Source organism: Saccharomonospora sp. CUA-673, from assembly GCF_001942305.1.
Classification (GTDB): domain Bacteria; phylum Actinomycetota; class Actinomycetes; order Mycobacteriales; family Pseudonocardiaceae; genus Prauserella.
The window spans coordinates 1-19,932 of record NZ_MKKE01000036.1; the positions used below are offsets into that span (position 1 = coordinate 1).

The following is a 19,932-nucleotide window of genomic DNA, read 5'->3' on the forward strand; positions in this document are numbered from 1 at the left end:
AGTGTGATACCCCAAAGCCGAGGTCGACGGGATGACACTTCCCCGGCGGCAAAGCCGCCCGACATCCCAGAGGCCTGCCCGCCGGCGAGGCACCCTCACCCCCCACCCCATCGTCCACCCCGAACGAAGACCTCGTGGGCTGTGCGCAGATCTCGCGGGGCGTGCGCAGATCTCGCAGTACGGAACGAAGACCTCGAGCACAGAACGCCAACACAGCGCCGCGAAATGCCAACACGACGCCGCAGAACGCTGACACGACGACGCGAAGTGCTGACACGGCGCCGCAGATTGCTGACACGCCCGCATCAGCGGGCGAGGGCCGCGGCGAGGTCGTCGAGGGAGGCGAACCGGCCGTCGACGACGTCGCTCTCCGCGGGCGGATCGCCCACCGGGCGCGCCACGTAGGCCGTGCGCATGCCGGCCGTCCGCGCCGCACGCAGATCCCACGCGTGCGCGGCGACCATGAGCACCCGTTCCGGTTCGCAGCCCACCACGTCGAGTGCCGCGCGGTAGACCTGCGCCGCCGGCTTGTAGGTCCCGACGTCGTCGGCCGACAGCACCTGATGCCAGCGCAGCCCGGCACGCGCACTCAACCACAACAGCGTCGAGCGGTCCGCATTGGACAGTCCGACGATCGGCAGGGCCGACGCGATCCGCGCCAGCGCGGTTGCCGAGTCCGCCCACGGCCGCAGCCTTCGGCCGGCCAGCGCCAGCCGATCGACCACGGCGGCGGCGACGAGGTCGGCATCGCCGGCCACCCGCTCGGCCGCCTCCCGGTCCAGGACCGCACTCCCCACGTAGGCCCGCTCCCCCGCCACGATGCGGCGCTGCTCGTTCTCGACGTGCCGCTGCCACAGCACCGCCAGCTGCGAGACCCGGTCGTCGCCCGCACCCGGGGCGGCCTCGCCGACCGCGCTCCGGATTCCTCCCGGCTCGTCCACCAACGTGCCCAGCACGTCGAAGACCACCGCCTCGAGCTCGTCCATACCCTGCATGCCCCACTCCCAGCGTCACCGGTTCAACTGGTGACGAGTTTGCTGCCACAGCCGTCACCGGTCAAGATGGTGACGTGGAGTTCTCCTTCGTGAGCGGCGATCCTGCGCTCGACCTGGCCGCGACCGTCGGATACCGGCGGACCGAACCCGTCGACCTCCTCAAGGGCCCTGCTGACCTGGAACGATGGGTGAATGCGTGCGACGGGCTCCCCGCCGAGGTCGCGGCTGATCTCGCAAGCTTCGATGCCGCGGTCACCCTGAGGGAAGCGGTGTACCGCCTGGCGCTCGCCCGCACCCGCGGCGACCCGTTCGACCCCGCCGACGTCGAGGTCGTCAACACCACCGCGAACGGCCCGGCGCTGGCGCTCGAACTGGTCGACGGCGGCATGCGGATCACCGGCGGTATCCGCGCCGCGCTGGCCCACGTCGCCCGCGGCGGCATCACGGTGCTCGCCGCCGCGCCAACCCCGAGTGCGGTGAGCCAGTCTGCAGCGGCCCCGGCTCCGAGCTCCCCGCCTGCCGACTCCTCGAGTTCGAACGCCACGCCGCCTGCCGCTCCGATCAAGGAATGCGCACGCCCCGACTGCACCCGGCTCTACCTGGACCGGTCCCGCGGTGCCCGGCGCACCTGGTGCGGCATGAGCGAATGCGGCAACCGCGTCAAGGCCGCCGCCTACCGTGCCCGACGTCGAGCGGCGGGCTGACACCGCGACGCGAGATGCTGACACGCCCGCACAGAACGCTGACACGACGACGCGAAGTGCTGACACGGCGACGCCAGATGCCAACACGGCGACGTGGGGTGCTGCCACGGCGACACAGACGAGAAGGACCCCCGGGCCGTTGTGCCGCCCGGGGGTCCTTCTCGTTGCTGTTCCTTACCGGAAGTCGCGACCGAAGTCGTAGTCGTCCAGCGGGACGGCGGCACCGGTACCCGTACCGAACACGTCCGGGGTGTAGTAGCCGTCGTCGTAGGACGGGATCGCGTAGGCGGCGACCCGTGCCTCCTCGGTGGGCTGCACCTGGATGTTGCGGTACCGGTTGATGCCCGTGCCGGCCGGGATCAACTTACCGATGATCACGTTCTCCTTGAGGCCGATCAGGGAGTCGCTGCGGCCGTTGATGGCGGCGTCGGTCAGGACACGCGTGGTCTCCTGGAACGACGCGGCCGACAGCCACGAGTCCGTGGTCAGCGAGGCCTTCGTGATACCCATCAGCACCGGGCGACCGGAGGCGGGCTCGCCGCCCTCGGCCACGGCCTGCCGGTTGGTCTGCTCGAAGCGCGTGCGCTCCGGCAGCTCGCCCGGCAGGAACTCCGTGGCACCCGAGTCGATGATCGTCACGCGGCGCAGCATCTGCCGCACGATGACCTCGATGTGCTTGTCGTGGATGCCCACGCCCTGCGCCCGGTAGACCTTCTGGACCTCGTCGACGAGGTGCATCTGCGCCTCGCGCGGACCCATGACACGCAGCACCTCGTGCGGGTCCGGCGTGCCCTCGAGCAGCGGCTGGCCGACCCCGACGTGGTCGCCGTCGGCGAGCGGGCCGTTGGGGCCCACGGCGAGACGCTGACGCTTCGACAGCTTGTCGAAGACGATCTCCTCGCTGCCGTCGTCCGGGATGAGCGTGATCTTCCAGAACCGCTCGCTCTCCTCGATGCGCACCCGGCCGTCGACGTCGGCGATCGGCGCCTTGCCCTTCGGGACACGGGCCTCGAACAGCTCCGTGACACGCGGCAGACCCGTCGTGATGTCGTCACCGGCGACACCACCCTGGTGGAACGTACGCATCGTCAGCTGCGTACCGGGCTCACCGATCGACTGGGCGGCGACGATGCCGACGGCCTCGCCGACGTCCACCAGCTTGCCGGTGGCCATCGAACGGCCGTAGCAGGTCGCGCACACGCCGACCGACGACTCGCAGGTGAGCACGCTGCGCACCTTGACCTTGGTGATGCCGCTGGCGATCAGCTTCTCGATCGCCGGGTCGCCCAGGTCGTCACCGGCGTTGAGCACCACGTTGCCCTGCGCGTCGACGGCGTCGGCGGCGAGGCTGCGGGCGTAGGCGCTGGTCTCGACGTTCGCACCGCGCACGATGCGGCCGTCGCCCAGGTCCTCGCCGATGACCATGTTGATGCCGCGACCCGTGCCGCAGTCGACCTCGCGGACGATGACGTCCTGCGACACGTCCACCAGACGACGGGTCAGGTAACCCGAGTCGGCGGTACGCAGCGCCGTGTCGGCCAGACCCTTACGGGCACCGTGCGTGGCGATGAAGTACTCCGCCACCGACAGGCCCTCACGGAAGTTGGCCTTGATCGGACGCGGGATGTACTCACCCTTCGGGTTGGACACCAGACCACGCATGCCGGCCAGCGACCGGACCTGCGTCATGTTGCCCGCCGCGCCCGACTTCACGATCATCGAGATCGGGTTGTCGTCGGGGAAGTAGTCCTCCATGACCTTGGCGACGTCCTCCGTCGCCTGGCCCCACACCTTGACGAGCTCGTTGTTGCGCTCGGAGTGCGAGAGCTGACCGCGCTGGTAGCGCTTCTCCACCTGGGCGGCCTTGGACTCGTAGTCGTCGAGGATCTCCTTCTTCTCCGGCGGCACGAGGACGTCGGAGATGGCGACCGTGACACCGGAGCGCGTGGCCCAGTGGAAACCGGCGTCCTTGAGCCGGTCCAGGGTCTGCGCGACCTGCGTCATCGAGTAGCGCTCGGCGAGGTCGTTGACGATGACGGCCTGACGCTTCTTCGGCAGCGGCTCGTTGATGAACTGGTAGTCCGCCGGCAGCAGGTTGTTGAACAGCACCCGCCCGAGCGTCGTCTCGGCCAGCCACGGCTGACCGGGCTCCCACCCGGCCTCGCGCAGCGCCGGCTCCTGGTCCTTCGCCGGCTGGCGGTCCTTCACGCGGATCTTGATCGGCGCGTGCAGGCCCAGCTGCTTCATGTCGAAGGCCATGATCGCCTCGGCCTCGGACGAGTACACGTGGCCGGCACCCGTGGCGTTCTCGTCGAGACGCGTCAGGTGGTACAGGCCCGTGACCATGTCCAGTCGCGGCATCGCCAGCGGACGACCCGAGGCCGGCGACAGGATGTTGTTCGCCGACAGCATCAGGATGCGCGCCTCGGCCTGCGCCTCCGCCGACAGCGGCAGGTGCACGGCCATCTGGTCACCGTCGAAGTCGGCGTTGAACGCCTCGCAGACCAGCGGGTGCAGCTGGATGGCCTTGCCTTCCACCAGCTGCGGCTCGAAGGCCTGGATACCGAGGCGGTGCAGCGTCGGAGCACGGTTGAGCAGCACGGGGTGGCCGTTGATGACCTCTTCCAGCACGTCCCACACGGCCGGCTTCGACCGCTCCACCATCCGCTTGGCGGACTTGATGTTCTGCGCGTGGTTGAGGTCCACGAGCCGCTTCATGACGAACGGCTTGAACAGCTCGAGCGCCATGTCCTTCGGCAGACCGCACTGGTGCAGCTTCAGCTGCGGGCCGACGATGATGACCGAACGGCCCGAGTAGTCGACGCGCTTGCCGAGCAGGTTCTGACGGAAGCGGCCCTGCTTGCCCTTGAGCAGGTCGGACAGCGACTTCAGCGGCCGGTTGCCCGGGCCGGTCACCGGACGCCCGCGACGGCCGTTGTCGAACAGCGCGTCGACGGACTCCTGCAGCATCCGCTTCTCGTTGTTGACGATGATCTCGGGCGCACCGAGGTCGATCAGTCGCTTGAGGCGGTTGTTGCGGTTGATGACCCGGCGGTACAGGTCGTTGAGGTCCGACGTGGCGAAGCGGCCACCGTCGAGCTGCACCATCGGGCGCAGCTCCGGCGGGATCACCGGGACGGCGTCGAGCACCATGCCGCGCGGGTCGTTGCCCGTGGCCTGGAAGGCCGCGACGACCTTCAGGCGCTTGAGCGCACGCAGCTTCTTCTGGCCCTTGCCGCCGCGGATCGTCTCGCGCAGCGACTCGGCCTCGGCGTCGACGTCGAAGTCCTCGGCCAGCTTCTGGATGGCCTCGGCGCCCATGCCGCCGGTGAAGTACTCGCCGTAGCGGTCGATCAGCTCGCGGTAGAGCAGTTCGTCGACGACCAGCTGCCGCGGCTCGAGCTTGGTGAAGGTGTTCCAGACCTCCTCGAGCCGGTCCAGCTCACGCTGGGCCCGGTCGCGGAGCTGGCGCATCTCCCGCTCGCCGCCCTCCTTGACCTTGCGCTTGACGTCGGACTTCGCGCCCTCGTTCTCGAGCTCGGCCAGGTCGGCTTCCAGCTTCTGCGCGCGCTCCTCGATGTCGGAGTCGCGCTTGGCCTCGATGTTCTTGCGCTCCACGCCGATCTCGCTCTCGAGCGTCGGCATGTCGTTGTGCCGCAGCTCGGTGTTCACCGTGGTGATCACGTACGCCGCGAAGTAGATGATCTTCTCGAGGTCCTTCGGGGCCAGGTCCAGCAGGTAGCCCAGCCGCGACGGAACGCCCTTGAAGTACCAGATGTGCGTGACCGGGGCGGCCAGCTCGATGTGGCCCATCCGCTCACGGCGCACCTTGGCGCGCGTCACCTCGACGCCGCAGCGCTCACAGATGATGCCCTTGAAGCGCACGCGCTTGTACTTGCCGCAGTAGCACTCCCAGTCCCGGGTCGGACCGAAGATCTTCTCGCAGAAGAGTCCGTCCTTCTCGGGCTTGAGGGTGCGGTAGTTGATGGTTTCGGGCTTCTTGACCTCGCCGAAGGACCACTGGCGGATGTCGTCGGCGGTCGCCAGGCCGATGCGAAGCTCATCGAAGAAATTGACGTCCAGCAAGGGGGACTTCTTTCTCTCGAACGAAGTATGAGTCGATTGCGGGCAGGCGGATCAGCCTTGGACGATCTCGTCCGCGGACGGCGACTCGTTCCGGGACAGGTTGATCCCGAGGTTCGCCGCGGCGCGTTCGAGGTCCTCGTCGTCGGAGTCGCGCATCTCGATGGCGGCACCGTCGCTGGAGAGCACCTCGACGTTCAGGCACAGCGACTGGAGTTCCTTCAGCAGAACCTTGAAGGACTCCGGGATGCCCGGCGACGGCATGTTCTCGCCCTTGACGATGGCCTCGTAGACCTTCACGCGGCCGAGCACGTCGTCGGACTTGATGGTGAGCAGCTCCTGCAGCGTGTATGCCGCGCCGTAGGCCTGCATCGCCCAGCACTCCATCTCACCGAAGCGCTGGCCACCGAACTGCGCCTTACCACCCAGCGGCTGCTGCGTGATCATCGAGTACGGACCCGTGGACCGCGCGTGGATCTTGTCGTCCACCATGTGGTGCAGCTTCAGCATGTACATGTAGCCGACGGCCACCGGGTACGGGAACGGCTCACCGGAGCGGCCGTCCATCAGCGTCGCCTTGCCGTCCTCGGCGACCATGCGGTCACCGTCGCGGTTCGGCTTCGTCGACGACAGCAGCCCCATCAGCTCTTCCTCGCGGGCACCGTCGAACACCGGCGTCGCGGTGTTGGTGCCCGGGTCGACGTCCCGCAGCTCCTCGGGCAGCTTCCCGGCCCAGTCGGGGTTGCCCTCGACCTTCCAGCCCTGCGAGGCCAGCCAGCCCAGGTGCAGCTCGAGGATCTGGCCGATGTTCATCCGTCGCGGCACACCGTGCGTGTTCAGCACGACGTCGACGGGCGTGCCGTCCGGGAGGAACGGCATGTCCTCCGCGGGCAGGATCTTGCCGATGACGCCCTTGTTGCCGTGCCGGCCGGCGAGCTTGTCGCCGTCCTGGACCTTCGACTTCTTCGCCACGTACACGCGCACGAGCTCGTTGACGCCCGGGGGCAGCTCGTCGTCCTCCTCGCGGGAGAACACGCGGATGCCGATGACCTTGCCGGTCTCGCCGTGCGGCACCTTCAGCGACGTGTCGCGCACCTCGCGCGCCTTCTCGCCGAAGATCGCGCGCAGCAGGCGCTCCTCCGGGGTCAGCTCGGTCTCGCCCTTGGGCGTGACCTTGCCGACCAGGATGTCGCCGTCGCGGACCTCGGCACCGATGCGGATGATGCCCCGCTCGTCGAGGTCGGCCAGCACGTCCTCGGAGACGTTCGGGATGTCCCGGGTGATCTCCTCGGCACCGAGCTTGGTGTCGCGGGCGTCGATCTCGTGCTCCTCGATGTGGATCGAGGTGAGCACGTCGTCCTGGACGAGCCGCTGCGAGATGACGATGGCGTCCTCGTAGTTGTGGCCCTCCCACGGCATGACCGCCACGAGCAGGTTCTTGCCGAGCGCCATCTCACCGGACTCGGTGGACGGGCCGTCGGCCAGCACCTGGCCCTGCTCCACGCGGTCACCCTCGTTGACCACCGGACGGTGGTTGAAGCAGGTGCCGGCGTTGGTGCGACGGAACTTGTAGAGCCCGTAGGTCTTCCGCGTGCCGTCGTCGTGCATGACCGTGATCATGTCGGCCGACAGCTCCTCGACCACGCCGGCCTGCTCGGCGACGAGCACGTCACCGGCGTCGACGGCCGCGGTCAGCTCGACGCCCGTGCCGACCAGCGGCGAGGACGCCTGCAGGAGCGGCACGGCCTGACGCTGCATGTTGGCGCCCATGAGCGCACGGTTGGCGTCGTCGTGCTCGAGGAACGGGATCATGCCGGTGGCGACGGAGACCATCTGCCGCGGCGACACGTCCATGTAGTCGATGTCCTGCGGGTCGATCAGCTCGACCTCGCCGCCCTTGCGGCGACCCAGGACCTGCTCCTCGACGAACGAGCCGTCCTCGTCGTTCAGCGGGGCGTTGGCCTGCGCCTTGACGAAGCGGTCCTCCTCGTCGGCGGTCAGGTAGTGCACCTCGTCGGTGACCTTGCCGTCGACGACCTTCCGGTACGGCGTCTCGATGAAGCCGAACGGGTTGACGCGGGCGTAGGCGCACAGCGAGCCGATGAGGCCGATGTTCGGGCCTTCCGGCGTCTCGATCGGGCACATGCGGCCGTAGTGGCTGGGGTGGACGTCGCGGACGTCCATGCCCGCGCGCTCACGGGACAGACCGCCCGGGCCCAGCGCCGACAGGCGGCGCTTGTGGGTCAGACCCGACAGCGGGTTGTTCTGGTCCATGAACTGCGACAGCTGCGAGGTACCGAAGAACTCGCGGATCGCGGCCACGACGGGACGGATGTTGATCAGCGTCTGCGGCGTGATCGCCTCGACGTCCTGGGTCGTCATGCGCTCACGCACGACGCGCTCCATGCGCGAGAGGCCGACGCGGATCTGGTTCTGGATCAGCTCGCCGACCGTGCGCAGGCGACGGTTGCCGAAGTGGTCGATGTCGTCGGTCTCGACGGGCACCTCGGTCTCGCCCGGCTGCATCGTCTCCTCGCCCGCGTGCAGGCGGACCAGGTACTCGATGGTCGTGACGATGTCTTCCTCGGTGAGCGTGCCGGTCTCGTACGGCAGGTCGATACCGAGCTTCTTGTTGATCTTGTAGCGACCAACCTTGGCGAGGTCGTAGCGCTTGTCCTTGAAGAACAGGTTCTCCAGGAGCGTCTGGGCGCTCTCCTTCGTCGGCGGCTCGCCGGGGCGCAGCTTGCGGTAGATGTCCAGCAGCGCCTCGTCGGTGCCGGCGGTGGAGTCCTTCTCGAGCGTCGCGAGCAGCGTCTCGGAGAAGGAGAAACGCTCGCGGATCTGCTCGGTGGTCCAGCCGAGGGCCTTCAGGAGCACCGTGACGGGCTGGCGACGCTTGCGGTCGATCCGCACACCGACGGTGTCGCGCTTGTCGACGTCGAACTCGAGCCACGCACCCCGGCTCGGAATGATCTTGACGCTGAAGACGTCCTTGTCGGTCGACTTGTCGATGGCCTGGTCGAAGTAGACGCCGGGCGACCGGACGAGCTGCGAGACGACGACACGCTCGGTGCCGTTGATGATGAATGTGCCCTTGTCGGTCATCACGGGGAAGTCGCCCATGAAGACCGTCTGGCTCTTGATCTCACCGGTGTTGTTGTTGACGAACTCGGCCGTGACGAACAGCGGCGCCGCGTACGTCATGTCCTTGTCCTTGCACTCCTCGACGGAGGCCTTGACCTCGTCGAAGCGCGGGTCGGAGAAGGAGAGGGACATCGAGCCGGAGAAGTCCTCGATGGGCGAGATCTCGCCCAGGACCTCAGCCAGGCCGCCGACCGGGTTCTCGTCGCCGTCGTTGACGGCACGTTCGAACCACGCTTCGGAGCCGGTGAACCATTCGAATGACCGGATCTGCACGTCAAGCAGGTCAGGAGTGCCCAGCGGTTCACGGATCTTCGCGAATGAGACCCGCTTCGGTGCTCCTGGAATTCCCGTTGACGAGCGCGTCGAGGTGGTCGCAGCAGTGGCCTGATTCGCGGGAGAGACTGCAAGATGCGTCCTTCCGGGGACATAAGCGGTTGAGCAGCCGCGTTAGCGACGAGCAACACGAACTGTCAAGGGTGCGGTGGCGCCGACCATCCTAGCCACCGACAATGGGCAGCATGAAAGAGGGCAGCGCAAAGAAGCAGTCTAGCCCGGACGACGGCGACTTGTCGAGGGGGCTCTCCAGACCGGGGCCCAAGCCTCGCTTCGCTCGTCGTCGGCTCGCCTCCCGCAGGCTCACCGTGCGCTATTGCCTGTAAGCGTGAACCCCCACCGCGCCTGAGTCAAGCACTCACACACCCATGGCGGCGCGCGGCGACCTACGAAATAGATCACGTACGCCCGAGTCTGGACAGCGCGCCGATATCTATGGCAGAGGGCCGTGACCCGCAGGTCACGGCCCTCTTGTCGACTCTGTGCCGGCCCGTGCGACCCGGCGCGCGGCGACGCCGCACCGCCGAGATCACGGTTCAGTTTCCGGGCTGCTGACCACCTTCCGGACCACCCTGGCCGCCACCGTCCTGGCCGCCTTCGGGAGCCGGCGGCCGGCCGCCCTCCTGACCGCCCTGGCCGCCCTGCTCCCCGTCGCCGGGCAGCGGCGCCTGCTGCTCGCCCTCGCCGCCGGCGGGCTGGTCGCGCCGTAGGTGTCCATGTTGGTCACCTTCCACTGGCCGTCCTGCTTCTCGGTCTCCAGCCACATGGCGGCCCCGCCTGCCGAGGACTGCTCGTCCGAGGCCCGCGTGGCCGACTGGTCGATGAACACCATGACCCGGGCGCGCTCGCCGTCGAGGTTCACCACGGCCGCGCGCGAGGCGTGCACGGTGACGACGATCTGCTGCTCGGGCGCGAGCCGCTTGATCTCGCCCATCAGCGCGTCGTACTTCTGCTTGACCTCGTCGCCGGCGAGCAGCTCCTCGGCGGCCTGCTCGCTCTCGCCGAGGTTGTTGTAGTCGATCGAGAACAGCCGCTCGGCGGCGCCGGTCATCGCCTCGGAGACCTCGGAGGTCGCGCCCACGTCGATCAGCGCGGCGTTGTTCGTCGCCGCGCGGGCGTCACTGCCCTGGATCTGGAAGAACACCGCCAGACCCGCCAGCAGCAGACCGACCACGAGCAGCGCCGCGACCGGGGCGATGCCCACCCGCGGCGGCTTCGCAGGCTGCTCGTCGGTGACGTCGGTGATGCCGTCCACGTCATCCGCGTCATCCGCGTCATCCGCGGAGTCGGAGTCGGAGTCGTCCGCGTCGGCCTTGCTCGTCGAGGCCTTGCCCTTACCGCCCTTGCCGGCCTTGCCGGCCTTGCCGGCCTTCGAGGAGGACGTGGCCGCGGTGACGGCGGGCCGGCCCGGCTCCTCGGCGTCGGCCGACTCGGCCTCGTCGAGGGTGGCCGGCTTGGCACGTCCGGTGTCCCGCGCCTTGCGCCGCGGGCCGGGACGCCTCACCGCCCCGGCGCCGGTCTCGTCGGCGGCCTCGCCGGTCTCCGCCCCGGCGCCGGTCTCCGCGGCGTCGGCGTCGGCGGCCTCAGCAGCCGCGGAAGCGTCGGAAGCCTCGGAAGCCTCGGCCTCGGTGGGCTCCTCCGACTCGGTGGGCTCAGTGGGCTCGGTGGGCTCGGTGGGCTCGGTGGTCTCAGTGGGCTCGGTGGTCTCGTCGCCGGGCGTGGGGCGCGGCCGGCGCAGGCCCGCGACCTTCGGGCGGCGCGAAGGGGTCGCGGCCGGACCCGTGGGATGCGGGGAGGGCTTACGACGGTTCGTCGACACGAATGGAACTCCGATCGGGTGCGCTTACTGGCGGGCGCTCACTGCGGGGGCTGCTGCTCGCCCTGCTGTCCCTGCTGTCCCTGCTGGGGCTGCTGCGGCTGCCCGGCCCCGGCGACGGGCACGTCGCCGATCTGGGCCACCTTCCACTCCTCGCCCTCCCGCTGGAACTGGATCTCGAGGCGCATCGTCTTGGTGCCCGACTGCTGGCTGTTCTGCACGTCGGTGCTGGCCGCGGCGACGGCCGTGGCCGTGCCCTCCCGCTCGTTGAGCTCGCTGACGGCGACGTCGTGCACCGTGGTGGTGACCTGCGACTCCGCCTCGGTGATCGCCTGGCGGAAGTTCTCCTCGGCCTGCGTGATCTGCTGCGCCAGCTCGCCGGTGGCGATGTCCTTCTGCCGCTGGAAGTACTCGTCGAGGTTCTGGTGGTCGAGCTCGGTGAACGCCGTCACCGCCTGTCCCGCGACCCGCACGACCTCCTGCCGTTCGGCCGCCACGTCGGCGTCGTCGCCGGTCGCGCTGGTCAGCCACAGCACGCCGAACGTCGCGGCCACCAGGAACGCGGCCGTCGCGAACGCCCCGGCACCGATCAACGTCCACCGCGGCAGACCCTTCGCGTCCTCGCTGTCGTCCGCCGATTCCGACGAGTCCGCCGATTCCGACGAGTCGCTCCCGGACTCGGCGTCGTCCGACCCGGCCTCGTCGGTCGTGTCGGTCGACTCCGCGGCCTCGTCGGCGCCGTGTCGTCGGCGGCCGTGTCATCGGCAGCCTTCTCCTCGGGGCCGGTGTCAGCCTCGCCGGTCGGGTCCGACGACCCGCAGCCTCGTCGGCGTCGCTGCCTGCGCGGGCCTTCTCCGGCTCGTCCGAACTCATAACGCTCCAGGGTATTGCGATCGTGTCAGCTTGCTGTGTGCCTGCTGATCGGGTGAATCACCGCCCGGCCAGGCCCGCGAGCTGGCCGAGGCTCGTCAGGTCGAGGCCGCGCGAGCCGGCGACGCCGGGGGTGCCGCGTCGCGACGCGAGCTCCTCGGTGTCCCGGTCCGAGTTCGCCTCCACCTGCTCCGGCGTCGGCTGCACCGGCACACCGTTGAACGGCGCGTTCTGCGAACCACGCACGGCGATCGGGCTGCCGGTCGGCTCGGCGCAGTAGGCGTCGGCCTTCGGCTCCCGCTCGGAGGTGTCGGATCCCTCGCGGTACTCGTCGGGCGAACGATAACCCTTCGTACATGAAGGCGGGTTGAACATGTTCAGTGCGAGACCCAGATGGGCGTATCCGTCGCCGGGGGCCACGGAGTAGGCGCCACCGGTGACCATCGGGTAGGTAATGAACATCATCTCCAGCCCGTCCTGGCGCGTGGACATGATGTTCGCGGTGGTCAGCAGGTTCGCCGTCAGCGTCGACAGGCCCGGCCCGGTCTCGGCGAGCACCTCCTGCACCTGGGTGCCGACCTGCGGGGCGACGTCGATGAGCGTGCGCAGATCGCCGTCGGACTCCTTCAGCGTCTGCGACAGCTTGTTGAGGTCGCGGCTGAACGAGCGCATCGCTCCGGTCATCTCGTTCTGCGTGCGCATCACGGTGGTGCCGTGCTCGAGCAGGTCGACCGTCTGCGGCAGGTTGTCGGACGCGACGCTCGTGAACTCCCGCGTCGTGTCCATCAGCCGCTGCAGGTCGTGACCGGTGCCGTTGAACGCGTCGTACGACTCGTCGACGACGGTGCGCAGCGAGTCGGTGGGCACCGAACTCGCCAGCGACGACAGGTCGCCGATCATCTTCTCGGTGGGCACCGGGGTCTCGGTGCGTTCCTCCTCGATGACCGAACCGGCCTCCAGGTACGGCCCGTCCGAGCTCTGCGGCTGCAGATCGATGTACTGCTCGCCGACCGCGGAACGGTTGGCGACGACGGCCTTGAGGTCGGCCGGGATCTGCGGCGTGCCGGGCTCGATGCGGAGCTGGGCCTGCGTGCCGGTCTCGGTGAGGCTGAGCGGGCCGACCCTGCCGACGTTGAACCCGCGGTAGGTCACCTCGGCGCCCTCGAAGATGCCGCCCGACTCGGCGAGCTGCACGTCGACGTTGTAACCGCCCTGGCCGAACGCCTCCTCGATCGTCGTGAAGCGCACGAGGGCGTACACGATCGCGACCACGGAGATGATCGCGAACAGGACCAGCTGGATCTTGGTCTTACGCACCAACATCGGCCATCAACCCCCTGCCAACACGTCGAAGATGCCTTCGACGCCAGTACGGGACGGCTGCTGCGGCCCGCCGTCCTGACCGCCCTGCGGTTGCGACTGCGGCTGCGCGTCGCCGGGAATCGGCAACGGCGGCGGATTGCCGCCCGTGCCTCGTGCTGCGAGGTGAGCTCGCCCAGGATCGGCAGGTCCTGCAGCGGGTTCTGCCTGCTGCGCCCGAGGTTCTGCATGATCTCCTGCAGATCCAGGTCGAGGGTGAGGTGCAGGTTGAAGAAGTCGCCCTTGGCGCCCTTCACGGCCTGGTCGGTGAACGGGTAGCTGAGCATCAGCTCGAGCGCGTTCGGCAGGTCGGAACCGGCCTCGCCGAGCTTCTGGAGCGTCGGCAGCAGGGCCTTCAGGTTCGCGACCAGGTCCTCCTGGCTGCGGTTGATCGTGTCGGTGGCGACGCCGGAGAGCCGGTCGAGCGCCTGCAGCATCGTCACGAGCTGGCCGCGCTGCTTCTCGATCACCTCGAGACCCGGGCTGAGGTCCTCGATCGCGCCCGCGATGCGGTCCTTCTGCCCGTCCAGGCTCATCGACAGCCGGTTGAGGCCGTCGAGCGCCTGGGTGATGTCGCCCGACTGCGCGTCGAGCGCCGACACCAGCTCGTTGGCGCCGCGCAGCAGCCGCTTGGTGTCCTGCTCGTTGCCGGACAGGGCCGTGTTGAGCTCCTTGGTGATGGTGTTGAGCTGCTCCACACCGCCGCCGTTGAGCAGCATCGACAGCGCACCGAGCACCTCCTCCACCTCGACGCTGCGGTCGGTGCGCTCCACCGGGATGGTGTCGCCGTCCGACAGCTGCTCCGACGAGGCGTTCTCGCCGGGCGCGCCGAGCTGGATGTACTTCTCGCCGAGCAGGCTCGTCTGGCGCAGGTTGGCGATCGCGTTCTCGGGCAGTTCGATGTCGCCGTTGACCAGGACCGTCACCTCGGCGGTCCATCCGTCGTCGGCGAGGCCGATCTGCTCGACCCTGCCCACGGAGACCTCGTTGACCTTGACGCCGGACTGCGGCACGAGGTCGAGGGCGTCGCGCAGCTGCACCTTCACGCGGTACGGGTTCTCGCCCAGGTCGGCGCCGCCGGGCAGCGGCACGTCGTAGATGCCCGAGAACCCGCAGCCCGACAGCATCGTGGCCGCGGCGCCGACGGCGATCAGTTTGCGGAACCTCACTGGCCACCTCCGGAGTTCAGCGCCTGCTGGGTGACCGGCAGCGGCAGCGGCGGCAGCTCGCCCTTGTTGAGCGCCTTCACCGACTCGGCCAGCGACGGCAGCGGCGCCGCGCCCTCGACGGTGTCGGCCACGCCCTGGCACAGGTTGCCGACGGCGTCGAGCGCGCTCGGCGTCTGCTTGAGCAGGTTGCACACCATGGTGATCGGCGGCTGCGTGAGCTCGTTCAGGTTCGGGCGCGCGTCGAGCGTGCCCGACGAGGCGTTGTAGGTGTGGGCCAGGTTCGACAGCGCCAACGGGGCGATGTCGAGCGTCTCGGCGAGCGCGCCGCGCTGGTCCACGAGCACCTGGGTGACGCTGGCCAGCTTGTCGACGTTCGACTTGAGCCGGCCGCGGTTCTCGTCGACGAAGCCGTGCACCGCCTGCAGCGCCGTGCCGAGCTCGGTGACCGTCTTCGACAGGTTCTCCCGCTCCCCGGCGAGGTAGCCGCTGACGTCGGCCAGCTGCCGTTCGAACCGGCGCACCGTCTGGTCGGAGCCTGCGAAGGTCTCCGACAGGTTGGCCAGGTTCTCGACGGTCTCGAACAGGTCGCCCGAGTTGCCCGACAGGGTGCCGGCGGCCTGGCCGAGCTGGGAGACCGTGTCGTGGATCTTCTTGCCGTTGCCGTCGAGGTTCGCGGCGGTGGTGTCGAGCAGGTCCGACAGCGAACCGTCGGCGTTGGCGCCGTTCGGGCCGAGCGACTCCGACACCCGGCTGAGGCTGGCGGCGAGCTGGTCGATCTCGAGCGGCACCTCGGTGCGCTCCTGCTCGATGGTCGCGCCGTCCTCCATCAGCGGCCCGCCCGTGTAGGCGGGGGCCAGCTGCACGTAGCGGTCCGACACGAGCGACGGGGCGACGAGGACCGCCTGCGCGTCGGCCGGCACCTGCACCTCACGGTCGTAGCTCATCGTCACCGCGACGCGTTCGCCCTGCGGTTCGATGTCGGTGATCGTGCCCATGTCGACACCCAGCACGCGGACGCTGTTGCCCTCGTACAGGCCGATGGCGCTCGGGAAGTAGGCGGTGACCTGCTTGCTGCCCGCGTCCTTGAGCGTCCACCACAGACCGCCGGCGACGACGAGTCCGAGCACGATGGCGAAGGTGACGCCCTGGGCGAGCCGCTGTCCGAAGCGAGTGGTGATCATTTGACGTTGCACCCCTCTTCGTTCACCGGGCCGACGGACGGCAGCAGGAAGCCGCAGATGTAGTTGTCGAACCAGCGGCCGGAGCCGATCATGTTGTTGAACACGCGCACGAACGGGCCGAACCGCTCGATGCCCTCGGACAACGAGTCCTGGTTGCGCTGCAGCATCCCGGTGAGCCGGTCGAGCTTCTCGAGCACGGGACCCATCTGCTCGTCGTTGTCGTCGACGAGGCCGCGCAGCTGCTTCGACAGCTCCTGGCTGCCCTCGAGCAGCGTCGTGATGGCCTGCTTGCGCTGCTGCAACTCACCGAGCAGCGAGCTGCCGTCCTCCATCAGCTTGATCAGCTCCTCGTCGCGGTCGGCGAGGGTGCCGCTGATCTCCTTGGTGTTCTCGAGCAGGTCCGCCAGCTGCTGGTCGCGGCTGGAGATCGTCTCGGACAGGCGCGAGAGTCCGTCGAGCGCGCCGCGCACGTCCTGCGGGGTGTCGGCGAACGTCTCGGACAGCGTGTCGAAGCTCTCGGCGAGCTGGTCGGTGTCGATCTCGTCGACCGTGCCGGACAGGTCGCGGAAGGCGTCCATGACGTCGTACGGCGCCGTCGTGCGCTCGACCGGGATGGGGCCGCTCGGGTCGAGCGTGCCCTCCCCCAGCGGGTCCAGGGTGAGCATCTTCTGCCCCAGCACCGTCTTGATCTTGATGGTGGCGGTCGTGCGGTCGCCGAGCCAGGCGTCCTGGACGCGGAACGACACGAGCACCCGGTCGCCGTCGAGTTCGATATCGCTGACGTTGCCGACCTTGACGCCGGCCACGCGCACCTCGTTGCCGGTCTGCAGACCCGCGGCCTCGCTGAACTCGGCCTGGTACACGGTGCCGCCGCCGATGATGGGCAGCCGTTCGGTGTTGAGCGCGGCCACGATGCCCAGCGCGATCACGATGATGCCGGCGATCGCGATGGGGATCGGGTTGCGTTTCTGGAAGCTCTTCATTCCTCGATGCACCGCTCCCTGTTGACCGGCGCCACGTCCATCTCGACGGGCTGCTCCATCAGGCCGGGAATGCGGACACTGCCGCCCGCACTGCAGAGGAAGAAGTTGAACCACGAGCCGTAGTCGGCGGTGGCGTGCATCTTCCTGGCCTTCTCCGGCAGGAACTGGATGAAGTGCTCCACGACCTCCTCGCTGTCGTTGAGGTTGCCGGTGAGCTCACCCAGCGCGGCGATGTCCTTGCGCAGCGGCTCGCGGCCCTCCTCGAGCAGCCCCGACGTCGTCTGGGCCAGACCGCCGAGCGCCTCGATCGACTCGCCGATCGGCTCCCGGTCGGACGCCAGCCCCGACACCAACTGCTGCAACCGCACGATCAGCTGGTCGATCTGCGGCGTGCGTTCGTTGAGGGTCGAGAGCACCGAGTTGAGGTTGTCGATGACCTGGCCGATCACCTGGTCCTTCTCGGCGATCGTCGTGGTCAGCGATGCGGTGTGCTGCAGCAGGCTCTCGACGGTGCCGCCCTCGCCCTGCAGCACCTGGATGATCTGGTGCGACAGGGTGTTCACGTCGTCCGGCGACAGCGCCTGGAACAACGGCTTGAAGCCGTTGAACAGCTCGTTGAGGTCCAGCGCGGGCGTGGTGCGTTCGAGCGGGATCGTCTCGCCCGGCTGCAACGTGCCCTCGCCGCCGGAACCGCCCTGCTGCCCCGCGCCCGTCTCCGCGGCGGCGGGCTGCACCTCGCCGCGGGGCTGGTCGCCGCGTTCGAGCGAGATGTAGCGCTGACCGACGAGGTTGCGGAACTTGATCGTCGCCTCGACGTTCGTGGGCAGCTCCCGGTTGTCGTCGACCGAGAACTCGACCTCGGCGAGGCGGCGGTCGACGATCTCGACCGAGTCGACCTGGCCCACGCGCACACCCGCGATGCGGATGTCGTCGTTGGGCAGGACCATCGTCGCGTCGGTGAAGCGGGCCTTGTACGTCGAGGTGCTGCCGAGGTTGACGTTCGCGATGCTGATCGCGAGCACACCGGTGAACAGCACCGTGACGACGATGAACACGATCAGCTTGGTCAGTGGTCCAGCGAGTCCGCGCATTATTCGACCGTCACCTCCGCTCCGCGATACATCGGGGCCATCAACAGCGCACCCCAGTCGGGCACCTCGTCGGCGTCCATGCCCAGCTGCGGCCCGGTCAGCTGCGAGATCAACCGCAGCTCGCCGGGCGAGCCGGCCGGGTCACCCAGACCGGGCGCGGCCGCGCCGCCACCGCCGGAGCCGTAGTAGCCACCGGCACGGGCGTTGCCGTCGGCCGGGCTGAGCCCGTCGTTGACCGACCGCGCGGGCTCCGGGGTGCTCGCACCGTCCTGCACCGGACCGTCCGGCGGGTACTGCGGGAACGGGTTCGGCATCGTCTGGTAGTCGTAGCACCGCGGACCGCGGTGGTCGTTGAACTCCGGGTCGTCCACGCCGGGCTTGTACGGACCGCGGTTGTTCGTGATCTCGATCTTCGCGTGCAGGCCGGGCTCGTTGGTGCCCTTGCCGAACGCCTCGTCGATCCGCGGCACCAGGTCGGCCATCTGCCCGAGGAAGCACGGGTAGCCGGGTGCGTACTTGGCGAGCAGCTCGGCCGTCGGCCGGGCCGTCGACCCGAGGTTGATCAGGTTCTGCGAGTTCGCCTCGAGCCACGACTGCAGATCCGTCGACGCCCCCGTGAGGCTGGTGTAGACGTTCTCGAGGCCGTGCTGCCGTTCGACGAACGTGTCCGCCGTCGTCGTCAGGTTGTCGAGCGTGTCGACCAGGTCCGGCGTGACGTCGGAGATGTTGTGCGAGAACTTCGCCAGTTCACGCAGGTTCTCCTGCAGCTTCGGCACGTGCGGGTTGAGCTCCTCGACGTACTGGCCCAGCTCGGTGATCGTGTCGCCCAGATCCTCACCGCGCCCCTGCAGTGCCGTCGAGATCGCACTCAACGTGCTCGACAGCTTCTGCGGCTGGACGGCCTGCAGCACCGGCATCAGATCGGAGAACGCCTGCTCCAGCTCGATCGCACTCTCGGTGCGGTCCTGCGGGATGACGTCGCCGGTGCGCAGCGGTTCGCCCGAGGACCGCTGCGGGACCTCGAGGTCGACGAAACGCTCACCGAACAGAGTCTTCGGCAGGAATCGCGCCGACACGTCGTTGGGCACCAGGTCCGCGTGTTCCGGATCGAGGTTGAGCGTGAGCGTCGAACCCTCCACGCCGGGCTGGATGTCGCCGACCCGGCCGACGATGAGCCCGCGCACCTTCACGTCGGCGTTCTGGCCCAGCTGGTTGCCGATCTGATTGGCCTCCAACCGGACCTCGACCGAATCCGTGAACGCCTTGTTGTAGATGGCGACGCTGAGCGCCACGCCGCCGACCATGAGACCGACCAGCAGCAGTCCGAGAAGTCTCCTGCGCAGTGTTGCCATTATCCCGCGATCCTCACCGTCGTGTCGGTCCCCCAGAGGGCGAACCCGACGAAGAAGTTGACCACCGCGACCGTCACGATCGACAGCCGCACAGCACGGCCGACGGCCACGCCGACGCCCGCGGGCCCGCCGCTGGCCTTGTAGCCGTAGTAGCAGTGCGTGAGGATGATCAAGACGGCGAAGATCAGCACCTTGATGAACGAATACAGCACGTCTTGCGGTGGCAGGAACATGTCGAAGTAGTGGTCATACGTGCCCGCGGACTGGCCGTAGATGTGGATGACCACCGCTCTCGACGCGATGTACGAGGCCATCAGGCCGATGATGTACAGCGGGATCACCGCGATGAACCCGGCGATGATCCGCGTCGTGACCAGGTACGGCAGGCTCGGCACCGCCATGACCTCGAGCGCGTCGATCTCCTCGGAGATCCGCATCGCGCCGAGCTGGGCGGTGAAGCCGGAACCGACCGTCGCCGACAGCGCCAGACCCGCGATCAACGGCGCGATCTCGCGCGTGTTGAAGAACGACGTCAGGAAGCCGGTGAACGCCGACGTACCGATCGAGTCCAGGGCCGAGAAGCCCTGCAGACCCACGAGCACACCGGTGAACAACGTCAGGCCGACCATCACGCCGACCGTGCCGCCGATCAGGGCCAGCGACCCCGAGCCGAAGCTCACCTCGGCCAGCAGGCGCAGCACTTCCTTGGAGTAGCGCCGGATCGTCCGCGGCGCCCACGCCAGGGCGCGCATGTAGAAGGACATCTGGTCGCCGAGATCGTCCAGTGTCTCCAGTGGACGATTCGCGACATTCTTCGCACGCTTGGTCGCGCGGCTCACGGTGGACATCGGC

The 19,932-nt window shown here is 68.6% G+C and carries 12 protein-coding genes and 1 pseudogene; 1 reads left to right on the forward strand and 12 read right to left on the reverse strand.

Annotation, left to right across the window (positions count from 1 at the left end):
* Positions 1–305: 305 nt before the first annotated feature.
* Positions 306–995, reverse strand: coding sequence for a haloacid dehalogenase type II (locus BJF85_RS16905; RefSeq protein WP_075848908.1), 690 nt, complete (start codon positions 993–995; stop codon positions 306–308).
* A 74-nt stretch (positions 996–1,069) separates the two neighbouring features.
* Here BJF85_RS16905 and BJF85_RS16910 point away from each other — a divergent pair, with 74 nt between their 5' ends.
* Positions 1,070–1,699, forward strand: a complete 630-nt coding sequence (locus tag BJF85_RS16910) for an ABATE domain-containing protein (protein ID WP_075848910.1) — start codon at positions 1,070–1,072, stop codon at positions 1,697–1,699.
* A 174-nt stretch (positions 1,700–1,873) separates the two neighbouring features.
* Here the strand turns inward: BJF85_RS16910 and BJF85_RS16915 are convergent, their stop codons facing one another.
* The 11 genes and pseudogenes from BJF85_RS16915 to BJF85_RS16965 form a co-directional block, all read right to left on the reverse strand.
* Positions 1,874–5,785, reverse strand: coding sequence for a DNA-directed RNA polymerase subunit beta' (locus tag BJF85_RS16915; RefSeq protein WP_075848912.1), 3,912 nt, complete (start codon positions 5,783–5,785; stop codon positions 1,874–1,876).
* Positions 5,786–5,836: 51 nt separating this feature from the next.
* Positions 5,837–9,271 carry a DNA-directed RNA polymerase subunit beta gene (gene rpoB / locus BJF85_RS16920; RefSeq protein ID WP_369822204.1) on the reverse strand — a complete coding sequence of 1,145 codons (3,435 nt, stop codon included), beginning with the start codon at positions 9,269–9,271 and terminating at the stop codon, positions 5,837–5,839.
* Between the two features lie 517 nt (positions 9,272–9,788).
* Positions 9,789–11,078 carry a hypothetical protein gene (locus tag BJF85_RS27415; protein ID WP_075848913.1) on the reverse strand — a complete coding sequence of 430 codons (1,290 nt, stop codon included), beginning with the start codon at positions 11,076–11,078 and terminating at the stop codon, positions 9,789–9,791.
* 38 nt (positions 11,079–11,116) lie between these two features.
* Complete coding sequence (locus BJF85_RS16930) at positions 11,117–11,668, reverse strand: hypothetical protein (RefSeq protein ID WP_083666496.1); 552 nt, start codon at positions 11,666–11,668, stop codon at positions 11,117–11,119.
* A gap of 337 nt (positions 11,669–12,005) precedes the next feature.
* On the reverse strand, positions 12,006–13,268 hold the full coding sequence (locus tag BJF85_RS16935) for an MlaD family protein (protein ID WP_075848917.1): 1,263 nt from the start codon (positions 13,266–13,268) through the stop codon (positions 12,006–12,008).
* A gap of 6 nt (positions 13,269–13,274) precedes the next feature.
* A pseudogene (locus BJF85_RS16940) lies at positions 13,275–14,431 on the reverse strand (MCE family protein).
* Positions 14,432–14,469: 38 nt separating this feature from the next.
* The gene (locus tag BJF85_RS16945) at positions 14,470–15,654 is read right to left on the reverse strand and encodes an MCE family protein (RefSeq protein ID WP_075848919.1); all 1,185 of its coding nucleotides are present in this window, start codon (positions 15,652–15,654) and stop codon (positions 14,470–14,472) included.
* Complete coding sequence (locus BJF85_RS16950; RefSeq protein WP_075848921.1) at positions 15,651–16,637, reverse strand: MCE family protein; 987 nt, start codon at positions 16,635–16,637, stop codon at positions 15,651–15,653. The genes BJF85_RS16945 and BJF85_RS16950 overlap by 4 nt, the downstream gene beginning before the upstream one ends.
* A complete protein-coding gene (locus BJF85_RS16955) occupies positions 16,634–17,728 on the reverse strand; it encodes an MCE family protein (protein ID WP_075848923.1) in 1,095 nt (364 codons plus the stop codon). Before BJF85_RS16955 ends, BJF85_RS16950 begins: the two co-directional genes overlap by 4 nt.
* Entirely contained in the window at positions 17,728–19,080 is a 1,353-nt protein-coding gene (locus tag BJF85_RS16960; RefSeq protein WP_075848925.1) for an MCE family protein, read from the reverse strand. Before BJF85_RS16960 ends, BJF85_RS16955 begins: the two co-directional genes overlap by 1 nt.
* Positions 19,080–19,928, reverse strand: coding sequence for an ABC transporter permease (locus tag BJF85_RS16965; protein WP_139320683.1), 849 nt, complete (start codon positions 19,926–19,928; stop codon positions 19,080–19,082). The genes BJF85_RS16960 and BJF85_RS16965 overlap by 1 nt, the downstream gene beginning before the upstream one ends.
* Positions 19,929–19,932: the final 4 nt, after the last annotated feature.

Coding starts and splice junctions, on each gene's coding strand:
- BJF85_RS16905 (WP_075848908.1), bottom strand. CDS start 995: ATGCAGGGTATGGACGAGCTCGAGGCGGTGGTCTTCGACGTGCTGGGC.
- BJF85_RS16935 (WP_075848917.1), bottom strand. CDS start 13,268: ATGTTGGTGCGTAAGACCAAGATCCAGCTGGTCCTGTTCGCGATCATC.
- BJF85_RS16945 (WP_075848919.1), bottom strand. CDS start 15,654: ATGATCACCACTCGCTTCGGACAGCGGCTCGCCCAGGGCGTCACCTTC.
- BJF85_RS16950 (WP_075848921.1), bottom strand. CDS start 16,637: ATGAAGAGCTTCCAGAAACGCAACCCGATCCCCATCGCGATCGCCGGC.
- BJF85_RS16955 (WP_075848923.1), bottom strand. CDS start 17,728: ATGCGCGGACTCGCTGGACCACTGACCAAGCTGATCGTGTTCATCGTC.
- BJF85_RS16960 (WP_075848925.1), bottom strand. CDS start 19,080: ATGGCAACACTGCGCAGGAGACTTCTCGGACTGCTGCTGGTCGGTCTC.
- BJF85_RS16965 (WP_139320683.1), bottom strand. CDS start 19,928: ATGTCCACCGTGAGCCGCGCGACCAAGCGTGCGAAGAATGTCGCGAAT.